This window comes from Thermus brevis (assembly GCF_026427635.1).
Taxonomy (GTDB): domain Bacteria; phylum Deinococcota; class Deinococci; order Deinococcales; family Thermaceae; genus Thermus; species Thermus antranikianii.
This window is the reverse complement of the sequence record NZ_CP102606.1, coordinates 439,465-453,478: the sequence shown is the minus strand read 5'-3', so window position 1 is coordinate 453,478 and position 14,014 is coordinate 439,465. Positions and strand designations below refer to the sequence as shown.

Sequence of the window (14,014 nt, the reverse complement as noted above, 5' to 3'; positions counted from 1 at the left end):
GGAAGCGCTTCCCGCCCCCCGGAGCCAAGTTTACACCCGCAGGGGTACCACCACCGCCTGGTACCCCTCCGCCGCCTCCACTGGGGAAGCCCCCCCTGGGCGCACCAGGCTAGGGCTGGTGGGCCCGGAGAGCAGCAACACCGCCAGGCCGGAAAGGGGGGAAAGGGCCTCCAAAAGATAGCGGGCGTTGTAGGCCACCGCCAGGGGCATGCCCTCGAGGTGCACGGGAACCTCCTCCTGCCCCTTGCCGTAATCCCCCTCAGCGGAGAGCAACACCCGCCCCTCCTCAAAAAGAAGATCCACCCGATGGTTTTGCCGGTCAGAAAGGACGCTCACCCGGCGCAGGGCCTCGCGGAAGGCCTCCACCTCGAAGGCCGCCTTCAGGGGGAACTCCTTGGGGATCACCCGCTCATAATCCGGGAACTCCCCCTCCATAAGCCGGACAGCCGTGCGCAGCTGCCCCTTGCCGGTGGCGGCAGGGCCTTGCGAACCGCTGGTGGCCAGGCCCAGAACCCCCGGGCCCAGGGCCAGGGCTACCTCCCCTTCACCCATGCCCTTCAGAACCCTCACCATCTCGTCCACACTCCGGGCAGGCACCACCACCTTCTTGGCAAAGGGTTGGGGCTTGGCAAGCCTGTATAGGGCCAGGCGGTACCCGTCGGAGGCCACGGAGCGAAGCCCTCCCTCGGAAAACTCCAGCTGGACGCCCCGGAAAATCGCCCGGTACTCCTCGTTACTGGCCGCATAGCGCACGTGGGAGAGTGCCTTGAGAAGCTCCTCCACCGGCAAAAGGGTCTGGAGGGGATAGGGCTCCGCGGGGCCTTCCAGGCTGGGGAAGAAAAGCTCTGGGTAGCCTTCGTCGGGGGCAAGGCTCAGCCGGGTGCTGAAGGAACCCGAGGAGAGGGAAAGCTCCGCACCGAAGTCCAGCTCCACCTGATCCCCGGGAAGGCTGCGCACCAGCTGGAAGAAAGGCTGTGCAGGAACCAAAAAACGCCCTTCTCCCTCCGTGGGAAGCTCCAGGCGCACTTCCAGGTCCACCTCGCCATTGGTTCCGAACAACATCAGGGCGTCTGGCGTAAGGGCTAAGCCTAAGTAGGTGAAAAGGGGATTGGAGCTTCGCGTGGGAATGACCCGTTCCAGCAAGGCCACGTGTTCGGTAAGCAGGGTTTTTGGAACTTTCACCTTCATCGGGTTTGCCTCCTCTCTACTGCTACTATGGGTTTCTTAAAGATCTTAAAGAGATAGTAGTCGTAGTAATAGGGGCTGTGGATATGTGGATAAGGGGTAGAAAATGACGTGTGGGAGCGGAAAGGGCTTGTGGAAAACCCTTGTGGATAACTGGCCTCAGGTTGTGGATAAGCTGTGGATAACTGGCCAGTTATCCACAGGTCCTGAAGGGAGGTCGATTTTCCACAGCTTGTCCACAAGGTTATCCACAGAAAAACCGGGGTTATCCACAGGGTTATCCACAGGTTATCCACAGGGGTCATGTCAGGGCCTCTTTCAGGCTGCGGAGTAACTTCTGCACCTCGCGGTCGCTTTCCGAAAGCTCCTGAACCTTTTGGATGGCATAGAGGACGGTGGTATGGTCCCGCCCCCCGAAGAGCTGGCCGATTTCCGGGAGGGACGAGCGGGTGAGTTCCCGCACCAGGAACATGGCGATCTGGCGGGGTAAAACCACCTCCTTGCGCCGGCCACCCCCCACCAGATCCTCCGGGCGCAGGGCAAAGTACTCCGCCACCTTGCGCACGATCTCGTGGGGATCCACCTCCACTTCCTTGGAGGCGAAGATGTCGGAAAGCGCCTTGGCGGCCACGGCGCGGGTGAGTTCCACCCCGTTTAGGGAAGCGTAGGCGATGGTGCGCATCAGGGCACCCTCCAGCTCGCGGATGTTGGAGGTCACTTGCCGGGCTATGTACTCCAGCACCTCCTCGCTGATCCTGAGACCCCGTTGCTCGGCGTTCATCTTGAGGATGGCGATGCGGGTTTCCAGGTCAGGGGGCTGGATGTCGGTGATGAGGCCCCATTCGAACCGGCTTCTTAAGCGGGCCTCGAGGGTCAGGATATCCTTGGGGGGCCGGTCGGAGGAGAGGATGATCTGCTTGTGGGCCTCGTATAGGGCGTTGAAGGTGTGGAAGAACTCCTCCTGGGTGCGCTCCTTGCCGGCGATGAACTGGATGTCGTCCACCAAGAGAAGGTCCACGGAGCGGTACCGTTCGCGGAACTCCGTCATGCGGTCCTCGCGGATAGCGTTGATGAGCTCGTTGGTGAAGGTTTCCGTGGACACGTACTCGATCTTAAGGTGGGGAAAACGCTTGGCCACGGAGTGTCCCACGGCGTGCATGAGGTGGGTCTTGCCCAGGCCCACGCCCCCATAGATGAAAAGGGGATTGTAGGCTCTTCCTGGGGACTCGGCCACCGCCACCGCCGCCGCATGGGCCATGGAGTTGTTGGGCCCCACCACGAAGTTTTCAAAGGTGTACTTGGGGTTGAGGTTGGGCTTGGCAGCTTCGGAAGGGGTAGGGGTGTGGAAGATATCCTCCTGTACGGCCACGCTGGGGACCACCTTGAGCTCAAACCGGGGAGGCTGGGCCCCCAGGAGGCCCAGGGCTTCCTGGATCAGCTCGGCGTAGTGGCGCTTGATCCAGTCCAGGGCGAAGGAGGTGGGCACCGCCAGCTGGAGTACCCCATCCTGGATGCCCAAGGGGCGGATGCGCTCGAACCAGGTGTGGAACTCCACCTCGGTGATGTTGCGGCGGATGTGTTCCAGGATGTGTTGCCAGACGGCCTCGTGGGTCAAGGCTACCCCCCGCGTTTCCGGAGGAACATTCTACGCCAAGGCCTTGGGTAAAGTGGAGGGTGGGATGCGTTACGACGTGGTGGTGGTGGGAGGTGGGCATGCAGGGCTGGAGGCGGCCTGGGCGGCCGCGGCCCTCGGGGTCCGGGTGGCCCTGGTCACCATAAACCCCGAGCGCATAGGCATGATGCCCTGCAACCCGGCGGTGGGCGGGCCCGGCAAAAGCCAGCTCGTGGCGGAGCTCACCGCCCTGGGGGGGCTTATGGGCCGGGCGGCGGACGCCACCGCCATCCACACCCGGGTGCTGAACCGCTCCAAGGGACCGGCGGTGCAAAGCCTGAGGGTCCAGGTGGACCGGGATCTCTACGCCCTTAGGGCCCAGGAAATCCTGGCGGAAAGGCCGGTCGAGGTGATCCGGGGGGAGGTGGCGAGCCTCTTTGTGGAGGGGGGAAGGCTTCTTGGAGTGCGCACCGTGGATGGCCGGGAGATTCCCGCCAAGGCGGTGGTGGTGGCGGGGGGAACCTTCCTGGGGGGGGTGGTCTGGTACGGAAGGCGTTCCCGGCCGGCGGGACGGCAGGGGGAGCCGCCAGCCCGGTTTCTTTCCCGGAGCCTCGAGGCCGTCGGCCACACCCTGCGCCGGTTCAAGACGGGGACCCCACCCCGGATCCGGGCGGATTCCGTGGACTTCTCGGAGCTCTTGGTGGTGCCCCCGGAGGTACCCCCGGGAAGCTTCACGGGAAGCCCGGGACCCCATGCGGCCAAGCTTCCCACGTGGCAGACCCGGACCACATCCCGCACCCACCGCCTGATCCTGGAGAACCTGCACCTGTCTCCCCTTTATGCCGGGGATATCGTGGGCATCGGTCCCCGCTACTGCCCCTCCATTGAGGACAAGGTGGTGCGCTTTTCCGACAAGGATAGCCACCTCCTCTTCGTGGAGCCCGACGGGCTTGCCACCAGCGAGGTGTACCTGCAGGGGTTCTCCTCCAGCCTGCCGCCGGAGCTCCAGGAGGAGATGGTGAAAAGCCTGCCGGGGTTTGGGCGGGCGGTGATCCAGCGCTACGCTTACGCGGTGGAGTACGACAGCCTGGATCCCACGGAGCTTACCCGGGGGCTCCAGTCCCGCTTCCTCCCTGGGTTGTTCGCTGCCGGGCAGGTGAACGGCACCTCGGGGTACGAAGAGGCCGCGGCCCAGGGCCTCCTGGCGGGGCTGAACGCTGCCCGGTATGCCCTGGGCCTCTCAGAGGTGCATCTCCCCCGGGAAAGCGGCTATATCGGGGTGATGGTGGACGACCTGGTGGGCCGGGGCACGGACGAGCCCTACCGGATGATGACCTCGAGGGTGGAGCTCCGCCTCCTCTGCCGGGCGGACAATGCGGACGAGCGCCTGGTGCCCTTGGCGGTGGAGTGGGGCCTTAGGCCCAGGGAGGATCTGGAAGCGGTGAGGGAAAAGTACCGCCGGGTGGAGGCGGAGCTAAGGCGCCTCGAGGCCTTGCGGGTGGATGGGGTGAGCGGCCTGGTGTGGCTGAGGCGTCCGGAAAACACCTACGGGGCCTTGGCGGAACGCTTTCCCCCACCTGTTCCTTTGAGCCCCGAGGAGGCCTACCAGGTGGAGGTGCGGGCCAAGTACGCGGGGTACATCGAGCGGCAGGAGCGGCTGCGGGAAAAACTGAGGGACCTGGAGGGCTTTCGCATACCCGAGGGTTTGGAGTTCCCCCGGGTCCCGGGCCTTTCCCGGGAGGCCGTGGAAAAGCTTTCCCGGGTGAGGCCCCGGACCGTGGCGGAGGCTGCCCGGATCCCTGGGATACGGGACTCGGACCTCACGGCCCTCTTGGTGCACCTCAGGGTGCTTTCCCGGTGAGAGGGGGATGTTTCCCGTGAAACATTGGGGGTGGAGGTGGGTCTAAGCCCAAAGGGCGTTCAGCTTCTTCTGGAGGGTGGAAAGGCCTTGGGGCTGGACCTCGAGGCCCACCTTTCCACCTTCTCCCGCCTTTACGACCTCCTTATGGAGGCCAACCGGCGCACCAACCTCACGGCCTTGCGCACGGAGGAGGAGGTGGTGGTCAAGCATTTCCTGGACTCCCTCACCCTCCTCACCTTGCCCCTCTTTCAGGGGCCATGGCGGGTGCTGGACCTGGGCACGGGGGCGGGGTTTCCCGGGCTTCCCCTGAAGATCGTGCGCCCGGAGCTGGAGGTCACCCTCCTGGACGCCACCAAGAAGAAGGTGGCCTTCGTGGCCCAGGCGGTGGAGGCCCTTGAGCTGAAGGGGGCCTACCCCCTCTGGGGCCGGGCGGAGGAGCTGGCCCATAGGCCCGAGCACCGGGAGGCCTACCACCGGGTGGTGGCCCGGGCGGTGGCTCCCCTTTGCGTATTGGTGGAGCTGGGCCTGCCCTTCGTGGCCCTGGGGGGGTATATGGTGGCCCAGAAGGGTCCGAGGGTGGCGGAGGAGGTGGCCCCCTTGCCCAGGGCCCTAGCCCTCCTGGGAGGCGGCTTGGTTACCGTCCACTCCTTGGTTCTTCCCGTGGCCCAGGAGGAACGGAACCTGGTGGTGGTGCCGAAGGAGGCCTCTACCCCGGCCAGGTATCCCCGGCGACCGGGGGTGCCCGAGAAAAATCCTTTATGCTAGGGTCCAAGGTGTTGCGGCGGATTGCCCTGGTGAACCAGAAGGGGGGGGTGGGCAAGACCACCACCGCCATCAACCTGGCCGCCTACCTGGCCCGCATGGGGAAGAGGGTCCTCTTGGTGGACCTGGACCCTCAGATGAACGCCACCAGTGGCCTTGGGCTCCGGCCCGAGCGCGGGGTGTACCAGGTGTTGCAGGGGGAACCCCTGGAGGGCTTGGTGCAGCCCGTGGACGGTTTCCATTTGTTGCCGGCCACCCCGGAGCTGGTGGGGGCCACGGTGGAGCTTCTGGAAAGACCCCTGGCCTTGAGGGAGGCCTTACGGGACGAGGGGTACGATATCACCCTCTTGGACGTGCCCCCCAGCCTCTCCGCCCTCACCCTGAGCGCCCTGGCGGCGGCGCACGGGGTGGTGGTCCCGGTGCAGGCGGAGTACTACGCCCTGGAGGGGGTGGCGGGGTTGCTCTCCACCCTGGACGAGGTGCGCACCCGGCTGAACCCGCGCCTTAGGCTTCTCGGCATCCTCATCACCATGTACGACGGCCGGACCCTTTTGTCCCAGCAGGTGGAGGCCCAGCTTCGGGCCCACTTCGGGGAGAAGGTGTTCTGGACGGTGGTGCCCCGGAACGTGCGGCTGGCGGAGGCCCCGAGCTTTGGCAGGACCATCGCCCAGCATGCCCCCACCTCGCCGGGGGCCCACGCCTACCGCCGTCTGGCCGAGGAGGTGATCGCCCGTGTCCAAGAAGGCTAGCGGTTTAGGGAGGGGCCTCGAGGCCCTCCTGCCCAAGGGCGGCGGAGGGGTGGTCCGGCTTCCCTTGTCCGCCATCCGGCCCAACCCCCACCAGCCCCGCCGGAGGTTCTCCCAGGAGGGTCTGGAGGAGCTTGCGGCTTCCATCCGGGAGAAAGGCCTGCTTCAACCCCTGGTGGTGCGTCCCAAGGGGGAGGGGTACGAATTGGTGGCCGGGGAGAGGCGCCTTAGGGCCGCGGAGATGGCGGGCCTGAAGGAGGTTCCCGCCCTCATCCGCGACCTCACGGACCAGGAGGCCATGGAGGTGGCCCTGGTGGAGAACCTCCAGCGGGAGGACCTCACCCCGTTGGAGGAGGCCCGGGGTTACCAGGCCCTCTTGGGTCTGGGCCTCACCCAGGAGGAGGTGGCCAAGCGGGTGGGTAAGGCCCGCTCCACGGTGGCCAACGCCCTGAGGCTTTTGCAGCTTCCCGAGGAGGTTTTGGAGGCCTTGGAAGAGGGGCTCATCAGCGCGGGCCACGCCCGGGCCCTTTTGATGCTGGAGCCTGAGGACCGGCTTTGGGGCCTGAGGGAGATCCTCGAAAAAGGGCTTTCCGTGCGCCAGGCGGAGGCCTTGCGGGAGCGTTTGGTGCGGGAACGGGAGCGCAAAACCCAGGAACCCTCTCCCCTTTCCCTGGAGCTTTCCCGGCACCTGGGCCTGCCGGTGAGGGTGGTGGGGGGAAGGCGGGGGAAGGTGGTCATCCACTACCGCTCCCTGGAGGAGCTGGAGTCCCTTTTAGAGCGGCTGGGTTACCAGGCGTAGCCAAAAAGGACCCGCACCGCGCCGTTTTGGTCGGTGCGGTAGACCCTTACCCCATGCTGGTCCAGGCGCTCCAAGACCTCGGGGTGGGGGTGGCCGTGGGGGTTCCTTCCCACGCCTATCAAGGCCGCCTGGGGCCGGATGCGTTCCAGGAGGCCCTCGTCCGTGCCCGTGCGGGAGCCGTGGTGGCTAACCTTAACCACCGCCACCTGCGGGGGAGTTAGCCGTTCCTCCACCTCCCCGGGCACGTCCGCCAGGAGAAGGGCCTTGGGCCCGGCGAAGTCCAGGAGGAGGACCAGACCGCTTTGGTTGTCATCTGCTTGCGGGCCAGGAGGCCAGAGGACCTCGAGGCTCCCTTTTCCCACGCGAAGGCGGGTGCCGGTTCCGGGGAAGAGGATGGGCACCTTCCGGCTTTGCAGGGCCTGGACCAGGGGGTGCTCCTTTGGGAAGGCGGGGGAGAGGAGGGCGAGGCCGATGGGAACCTCCTCGGCCACCTTGAGGAGGCCCCCGTGGTGGTCAGCATCGGGGTGGGTGGCCACCAGGACCTCGAGGGCCTCCACCCCCAGGGCCCTTAGGGCCCGCACCACCTTTTCCCCCTGCTCGGGCCGGCCCCCGTCCACCAGCACCTCGGCCCCACCCAGCCGGGCCAGCAGGGCATCCCCCTGGCCCACGTCCAGGGCGAAGAGGTCCAGGGGCTTGGGCCAGGAGGCGAGGAGGCTGACCAGAAGGGGAAGGCTGGCAAGGAGGAGGGCTTTCCGCCAGGGGAGAAGCCAGTGCAAGGCCAGGGCCAAGGGGAAAAGCCCAAGGTAGTAGAGGGCGAAGCCCAAAGGGGAGATTTCCCCCCAGCTTAAGAGTGGGCCACGGCTTGCGGCCTGGGCCAGGAGAAGGAGGGCCTTGGCCAAAGGTTCCAGAAGGGGTGCCAGAAGACCCCCAAGGAAGAGCTTGAGGAATCCCAGGGGTACCAGGAGGGAGGCCAGGGGTAGGGCCAGGAGGTTGCTAAGGGGGGAGAGGAGGGGTAGGAAGCCGAAGCGGTGAAGGAGAAGGGGAACCAGGGGGACCTGGGCGGCCAGGCTGGTGAGAAGGGCTCCGGCCAGGTACCCCCGTGCTCCCTGGGGTCGGGGGAGGGCGGGCAGGAGGAGGGCGATCCCCGCAACCGCCAGGTAGGAGAGCTGGAGGGAAAGGCTTAGCAGGCTTGCGGGCCACCACAGGAGCTGGAGAAAGAGGGCGAGGCCCAGGGCCTGGAGCACCCCGGCGGCTCCAAGGCCGAGGAAGAGGCCCAGGAGGGATAACCCGGCCATGAGGCTGGCCCGCACCAAGGAGGGGCTTGGCCCCGCCAGCCAGAGGTAAAAGGGTAGAGCGAGGAGGGCCAGGAGGTAGCGCCATCGGCCCAAAGGGGTGAGAAGGAAAACCAGGCTTGCCACCAGAAAGCCCACGTGGAGGCCCGAGAGGGCCAGAAGATGGGCGAGCCCTGCCTTTTGGAACTGGGTATAGGTGTCCTCCAGTTCCCTTTTATCCCCCAGGACCAGCCCTTCCAGGACCTCGAGGGCAGGGGGCGAGAGTCCCTGCGCCAGGCGGGCACGGAAGGGAGCCCGAGGGTCGGGAAGCGGAGCCAGGGGTTCCGCCCGTTCCACGTGAAACACCCCTCTTATCCCCCGGGAGAGGAGCCAGGTGCGCTGGTCAAAGCCCCCGGGATTGCGCTTGCCCTGGGGTGGAACCAGGTACCCCCGCAGCCGGTAGCGGCCATCCTCCAGGCCTGGGTAGTGCTGCACCCAGAGCCTGTGCCCCTGCCAGAGGATGGTGCCTTGGTGGAGGGTGAAGACACCCTCGAGGCGGATGCCGTAAGGAGGTTCCGTTACGGGAAAGAGGAGGCCCCGGAGGAGGACAAAAACGAGCCCGAGGGCGAAGGGAAGCCGGAGGAGGGGGAGGAGTAAGGGCGCCAGGAGAAGGACCCAGGGATGGAAAAGCCCCCAGGCTCCCAGGAGCCCGCCTAGACCCAGGTCCACCCCTGGACCCCAGGTCGAAAGGGGAGGCTTGGGGAAGACTGCCCTAGGGTCGGACATAGGGCCTGAGCCGTTCCAGGGTGGCGGGGCCGATGCCCTTGACCCTCAGGAGGTCCTCCACCCGGGCGTAGGGTCTTCCCTCCACGATCCTCTGGGCCAGCACGGGGCCGACCCCAGGGAGGCTCATGAGCTCCTCGAGGCTGGCCTGGTTCAAGCTGATGGGCTCAGGGGCTGGGGGCTCAAAGCTGGCCTCCGCCAGGGTTTCCACCCGCACCGGCTGGGGTTTCGGGACCAGCTTGGGCCAGAGGCTGGAAAGACCCAGGAGGGCTACCGCGAGGAGGTAGAGGAAGACCACTCCGTCAAGGCCAGACCAAGCCCGCCTAGGAGAACTCCGGCCAGGACCCAAGGATCCACCCCTGGGTTCAGGGCCACGAAGGCCACGGTGTAGGCCAGGGTGAGGAGGGAGAGGACCTTTAAGGGGAGGGCCAAAGGGTTCCTCCCCCCCTGGGCCTTGGGCGTGGGGGCTGGGGGAGGGGACTCCGGCTCCGGGGCCAGCTCCACCGAGTCCCGCTTGGGAGGAGGTTCCTCCTCCCACACCGGGGCCTTCGGGGGCTCGGGAGGAGGGGGTGGGGGAGGGGTTTCCTGGGTCAGGGGGGCCTTAGGGCCGGGGGCTGGAGCCGAGGTGGCCTTGCGGGCCCGGGCCACGTGGGGTTTCAACCCCTCCAGAAAGGCCTTGAGCTCCTCCAGGGGGAAGGCCCTCAGGGGGAGGACCAGGGAATCCCCTTCTCCTTGCACCAGGAGGGTGCCGGCTTCTCCCTTACCCACCCGGCGGATCCTGGCCAGCTCTAGGCGCTTTACCCCAGCGTCGTCCACGAAGACCAGGTGGGCCTCGGTGACGGCCAGAAAGCCACCCGGCCCTTCCAGCTTGGCCAGGGCTTCCTCGCCCAGGCGGGAAAACGCCGCTTCATACTTGCCCATGGCCCCATTGTATACTTCCCCTCGTGCCCTTGCGCTTGGGACACCGCGGCGCCCCTCGCCTGGCGGAAGGCGAGGCCCAGGTTTATGTGGAAAATACCCTGGAGGCTTTCCGGCAGGCCTTGGAGGCTGGGCTGGATGGATTTGAGCTGGACGTGCACCTCACGCGGGATGGGGTGCTGGTGGTGCACCATGACTTCACCCTGGGAGGCGTCCCTATTAGCGGGGTTTCTTCTAGGGAGCTCCCGGCTTATGTGCCCACCCTCGAGGAGGTGCTGAGGACCTTCCCCGAAGCCTGGATCAACGTGGAGCTGAAAAGCCTTCCTCCGGAAACCGACGGCCGGGAGGAGGCCTTGGCCAGGCTCCTGGCCCGCTACCCCTCGGATAGGATCTGGGTGAGCTCCTTTGATCCCTTGGCCCTGGTGCGCCTTAAACGGCTTGGGGTGGGGCCCCTGGGCCTTCTTTATGAACACGAGGAGGCGGAGGCCCTGGCCCCCTGCCTGGGGGTGGAATGGGTGCATCCCGAGGCCTCTTTGCTCAGCGAGGCCAAGGTGAGGGAGCTAAGGACCCGCTACCGGGTACTGGTCTGGACGGTGAACCGCCGCCAGCAAGCCCAGGAACTGGCCGCCTGGGGGGTGGATGCCCTGGTCACCGATTTCCCGGGGGTCCTCGTATAATGGGGGGGCTATGGCGAACCTGAAGAGCCTTCCCGTGGGTAAGGGTGCCCCCGAGGTGGTGAACATGGTCATCGAGGTGCCCAGGGGTTCCGGAAACAAGTACGAGTACGATCCGGATCTTGGGGTTATCAAGCTGGACCGGGTCCTTCCCGGAGCCCAGTTCTATCCCGGGGACTACGGGTTCATTCCCTCCACCCTGGCCGAGGATGGGGATCCCCTGGACGGCCTGGTTCTCTCCACCTACCCCCTTTTGCCCGGGGTGGTGGTGGAGGTGCGGGTGGTGGGCCTTCTGCTCATGGAGGACGAGAAGGGCGGGGACGCCAAGGTCATCGGGGTGGTGGCGGAGGACCAGCGCCTGGACCACATTCGGGACATTGGCGATGTGCCCGAGGGGGTTAAGCAGGAGATCCAGCACTTCTTTGAAACCTACAAGGCCCTCGAGGCCAAGAAGGGCAAGTGGGTGAAGGTCACGGGCTGGCGGGACCGGCAGGCGGCCTTGGAGGAGGTGAGGGCCTGCATCGCCCGCTACGGGGCCCGTTGAGGCCAATCCTCTGGGAAAGGGCGGGGCCTGGCCGAAGGGCCAGGCCCTTTTTAAGCGGCTTACAATGGGGTTGGAGGAGGCTTATGGTCTGCCCGGCATGCGGGGAAACCCTGGAGCTGGAGGGGTACAAGGCGGGGGACCTCCTGGACTGCGAGGCCTGCGGGGCGGTCTTGCGCCTGCTTTCCGACGGCACCCTGGAGCTGGTGGAGGCCCCCCCCGAGGAGGAAGGGGAGGCCCTTTGGGGGCTTACCGCCTATGGGGAAGGGGAGGAGGCGGTTCTGGTTTTTTCCGACGGCACCTTGGAGGAGGAGGTGCGGACCCTCAAGGCCGACCTCCTGGAAGCCCTTCGCCGCCTGGAGGAGGGGGTGGGGGAGGAACCCCCCAAGGAGGCCGAGGACGAACCCAACCTGGAGCCCGACTACCTGACGGCCCATGTGGAAACCGACCAGGGCCCCATGGCCCTGCGCCGCATCCTTTTCCCGGGAAGCCCGGACCTTTTGGAGTTCACCCTGCCCTCGGGCTCGGTGTACCAGTTCACCTTCCGCGAGGTCCAGGAGCTTCTAAAGCCCATCCTCCTCTAAGGTGCGCCTGGTCCTGGTACCCACCCCCATCGGCAACCTGGAGGACATCACCCTAAGGGCCCTGAGGGTGCTCAAGGAGGTGGAGGTGGTGGCCTGTGAGGACACCCGGCGTACCGGGCTTCTCCTCCGCCACTACGGCATCGCTACCCCCACCCTGCGTTTGGACCAGCACACGATGGGGAGGGCCAGAGAACTCCTTTCCCCTTACGCTTACGTGGCCTACGCTACCGACGCCGGCACCCCGGGCATCTCCGATCCCGGGGCGGAGCTGGTGCGGCTGGCGTTAGAATGGGGCTGGCGGGTGGAAGCGCTTCCGGGTCCCACCGCCCTCATCCCCGCCCTGGTGGCTTCGGGCCTGCCCACCCACCGCTTCACCTTTGAGGGGTTTCTGCCCAAAGGGGGCAAGGAGCGCAAGGAACGGCTTTGGGCCCTGGCCCGGGAAGGGAGGACCGCGGTGCTGTACGAAAGCCCCCATCGCCTGCAAAAAACCCTGGAGGACCTCATGGGGATCTACGGTCCCGGGCATCCCGTGGCCGTGGCCCGGGAGATCAGCAAGGTGCACGAGGAGATCTTCCGGGGGACCCTGGAGGAGGCCTGGAGGCAGTTTCAAAACCCGAGGGGCGAGTTCGTTTTGGTGCTGGGACCCAAGGAGGCGCCACCCGTGGAGGCCAAGCGGGTCTTGGAGGAGCTAAAAGCCCATGGCCTTAAGGGTAAGGCGCTTTTCCGGGCCCTTCTGCAGAGGGGGGTTCCCAGGAACGAGGCCTATCGCCTCGCTTTGGAAGGGGAGAAGGAGCCTTTTGAGGAGGGGGAATGAAGCGCATAGGGGTCTTTACTTCCGGCGGCGATGCCCCGGGGATGAATGCGGCCATTAGGGCGGTGGTGCGCCAGGCCTATGCCTTAGGCCTCGAGGTGATCGGCATCCGCCGGGGCTATGCGGGCATGATCCAGGGGGAGATGGTGCCCTTGGGGGTGCGGGATGTGGCCAACATCCTTCAGCGGGGAGGAACCATCCTCCTCACCGCAAGAAGCCAGGAGTTCCTCACGGAAGAGGGCCGGGCCAAGGCAGCGGAGAAGCTCAAAGCGGCGGGCATCGAGGGCCTGGTGGCCATCGGAGGGGATGGAACCTTTCGCGGGGCCATGCGCCTTTTGGAGGAGCATAAAATCCCCGTGGTGGGGGTGCCCGGCACCATCGACAACGACCTTTACGGCACCGATTACACCGTTGGCTTTGACACCGCGGTGAACACGGCCCTCGAGGCCATAGACCGCATCCGGGACACCGCGGCCAGCCACGAGCGGGTCTTCTTCATCGAGGTCATGGGGCGGGACTCCGGGTTCATCGCCTTGGATGTGGGGCTGGCTGGGGGGGCGGAGGTGATCGCCGTGCCCGAGGAACCCGTGGACCCCAGGGCCATCGCCGAGGGGCTTCTGGAATCCCTGCGCCGGGGCAAGTCCAGCTCCATCGTGGTGGTGGCGGAAGGGGCCTATCCCGGAGGGGCGGCGGGGCTTCTTGCCGCCATCAGGGAGCACGTGCCGGTGGAGGCCCGGGTCACGGTCCTGGGCCATATACAGCGGGGAGGAAGCCCCACCGCCAAGGACCGCATCCTGGCGAGCCGCTTGGGGGCGGCGGCGGTGGAGGCCCTGGCCGGGGGGACCAGCGGGGTCATGGTGGGGGAGGTGGAGGGGGAGGTGGAGCTCACCCCCCTCAAGGAGGCGGTGGAGCGTAAGAAGGACATCAACCGCACCCTTCTGGCCCTATCGCGGGTTCTGGCCCTCTAGATAGCCTTACGGCTGACCTAGATAGCCTTACGGCCGATCTAGGCCCAGGGCCCGCCTGAGCCAGGGGGAGGTCCAGGCCAGACGGAAGGCCTCCCGGGCGAAGGGGCTCTGGCTCACCCCGTCGTAGACCGGGGTGGGAAGGTTCAGGGAGGGGTAGCGGAGGCTCCCGGCGACGGTTTTTTCCCAGGGATAGCCAGTCCAGACGGCCAGGGCCACGAAGAGGCCCAAAAGGAACCCTCCCAGGGAGCCCAGGAGGACCTCGAGGCCCTGGGAAAGGGAGGGAAGGGGGAGGCTTTTGGCCAGAAGCCCCAGGAGAAGCCCTAGGCCCAGACCCCACCAGGGGCCGGCAAACCCCACCTGGGCCAGGAGGAGGTAGAGCACCACCCCGAGCCCGGCGAAGGCTCCCTGGAGGCCGCTCCGGTAGCCCCAGGCCAGGGCCACGGCCAAGCCTAGCAGGGCCAGGAGATCCACCCAGGTGAGCATGCCTCTAGTTTACCGC

The 14,014-nt window shown here is 66.4% G+C and carries 15 protein-coding genes; 9 read left to right on the top strand and 6 right to left on the bottom strand.

Annotated features, from left to right (window positions below):
• Positions 1 to 30 precede the first annotated feature (30 nt).
• Both dnaN and dnaA read right to left on the bottom strand, forming a co-directional pair.
• On the bottom strand, positions 31 to 1,188 hold the full coding sequence (gene dnaN / locus KQ693_RS02570; protein ID WP_267261834.1) for a DNA polymerase III subunit beta: 1,158 nt from the start codon (positions 1,186 to 1,188) through the stop codon (positions 31 to 33).
• A gap of 298 nt (positions 1,189 to 1,486) precedes the next feature.
• Positions 1,487 to 2,800 (bottom strand): chromosomal replication initiator protein DnaA, encoded by a 1,314-nt coding sequence (dnaA, locus tag KQ693_RS02565; RefSeq protein ID WP_054392165.1) that lies wholly within the window; start codon positions 2,798 to 2,800, stop codon positions 1,487 to 1,489.
• A 64-nt stretch (positions 2,801 to 2,864) separates the two neighbouring features.
• On the opposite strand from dnaA, the gene mnmG reads away from it, so the two are divergent.
• The 4 genes from mnmG to KQ693_RS02545 are packed head-to-tail and all read left to right on the top strand — an operon-like array spanning position 2,865 to position 6,965.
• Positions 2,865 to 4,658 carry a tRNA uridine-5-carboxymethylaminomethyl(34) synthesis enzyme MnmG gene (mnmG, locus tag KQ693_RS02560; protein ID WP_267261833.1) on the top strand — a complete coding sequence of 598 codons (1,794 nt, stop codon included), beginning with the start codon at positions 2,865 to 2,867 and terminating at the stop codon, positions 4,656 to 4,658.
• 36 nt (positions 4,659 to 4,694) lie between these two features.
• Complete coding sequence (gene rsmG, locus KQ693_RS02555) at positions 4,695 to 5,423, top strand: 16S rRNA (guanine(527)-N(7))-methyltransferase RsmG (protein ID WP_267262345.1); 729 nt, start codon at positions 4,695 to 4,697, stop codon at positions 5,421 to 5,423.
• Entirely contained in the window at positions 5,417 to 6,169 is a 753-nt protein-coding gene (soj, locus tag KQ693_RS02550; protein WP_323808505.1) for a chromosome-partitioning ATPase Soj, read from the top strand. Before rsmG ends, soj begins: the two co-directional genes overlap by 7 nt.
• The gene (locus KQ693_RS02545; protein ID WP_267261832.1) at positions 6,153 to 6,965 is read left to right on the top strand and encodes a ParB/RepB/Spo0J family partition protein; all 813 of its coding nucleotides are present in this window, start codon (positions 6,153 to 6,155) and stop codon (positions 6,963 to 6,965) included. Before soj ends, KQ693_RS02545 begins: the two co-directional genes overlap by 17 nt.
• On the opposite strand, the gene KQ693_RS02540 is transcribed toward KQ693_RS02545, so the two are convergent.
• The 3 genes from KQ693_RS02540 to KQ693_RS02530 are packed head-to-tail and all read right to left on the bottom strand — an operon-like array spanning position 6,953 to position 9,940.
• Positions 6,953 to 9,022, bottom strand: a complete 2,070-nt coding sequence (locus KQ693_RS02540) for a DNA internalization-related competence protein ComEC/Rec2 (protein ID WP_267261831.1) — start codon at positions 9,020 to 9,022, stop codon at positions 6,953 to 6,955. The two genes, KQ693_RS02545 and KQ693_RS02540, sit on opposite strands and share 13 nt — an antisense overlap.
• Positions 9,009 to 9,317, bottom strand: coding sequence for a ComEA family DNA-binding protein (locus KQ693_RS02535; protein ID WP_267261830.1), 309 nt, complete (start codon positions 9,315 to 9,317; stop codon positions 9,009 to 9,011). The genes KQ693_RS02540 and KQ693_RS02535 overlap by 14 nt, the downstream gene beginning before the upstream one ends.
• A complete protein-coding gene (locus KQ693_RS02530; RefSeq protein WP_267261829.1) occupies positions 9,290 to 9,940 on the bottom strand; it encodes a YcxB family protein in 651 nt (216 codons plus the stop codon). The genes KQ693_RS02535 and KQ693_RS02530 overlap by 28 nt, the downstream gene beginning before the upstream one ends.
• Positions 9,941 to 9,963: 23 nt before the next feature.
• On the opposite strand from KQ693_RS02530, the gene KQ693_RS02525 reads away from it, so the two are divergent.
• The 5 genes from KQ693_RS02525 (at position 9,964) to pfkA (ending at position 13,515) form a co-directional block, all read left to right on the top strand.
• Positions 9,964 to 10,614 carry a glycerophosphodiester phosphodiesterase gene (locus KQ693_RS02525; protein ID WP_038031654.1) on the top strand — a complete coding sequence of 217 codons (651 nt, stop codon included), beginning with the start codon at positions 9,964 to 9,966 and terminating at the stop codon, positions 10,612 to 10,614.
• Positions 10,615 to 10,624: 10 nt separating this feature from the next.
• Positions 10,625 to 11,155, top strand: a complete 531-nt coding sequence (locus tag KQ693_RS02520; RefSeq protein ID WP_219758912.1) for an inorganic diphosphatase — start codon at positions 10,625 to 10,627, stop codon at positions 11,153 to 11,155.
• Positions 11,156 to 11,238: 83 nt separating this feature from the next.
• On the top strand, positions 11,239 to 11,736 hold the full coding sequence (locus KQ693_RS02515; RefSeq protein ID WP_038031652.1) for a hypothetical protein: 498 nt from the start codon (positions 11,239 to 11,241) through the stop codon (positions 11,734 to 11,736).
• A 1-nt stretch (position 11,737) separates the two neighbouring features.
• Entirely contained in the window at positions 11,738 to 12,550 is an 813-nt protein-coding gene (gene rsmI, locus KQ693_RS02510) for a 16S rRNA (cytidine(1402)-2'-O)-methyltransferase (protein ID WP_267261828.1), read from the top strand.
• Positions 12,547 to 13,515, top strand: a complete 969-nt coding sequence (gene pfkA, locus KQ693_RS02505; protein ID WP_267261827.1) for a 6-phosphofructokinase — start codon at positions 12,547 to 12,549, stop codon at positions 13,513 to 13,515. Before rsmI ends, pfkA begins: the two co-directional genes overlap by 4 nt.
• A 27-nt stretch (positions 13,516 to 13,542) precedes the next feature.
• On the opposite strand, the gene KQ693_RS02500 is transcribed toward pfkA, so the two are convergent.
• Positions 13,543 to 13,998, bottom strand: coding sequence for a hypothetical protein (locus KQ693_RS02500; protein WP_267261826.1), 456 nt, complete (start codon positions 13,996 to 13,998; stop codon positions 13,543 to 13,545).
• Positions 13,999 to 14,014 lie beyond the last annotated feature (16 nt).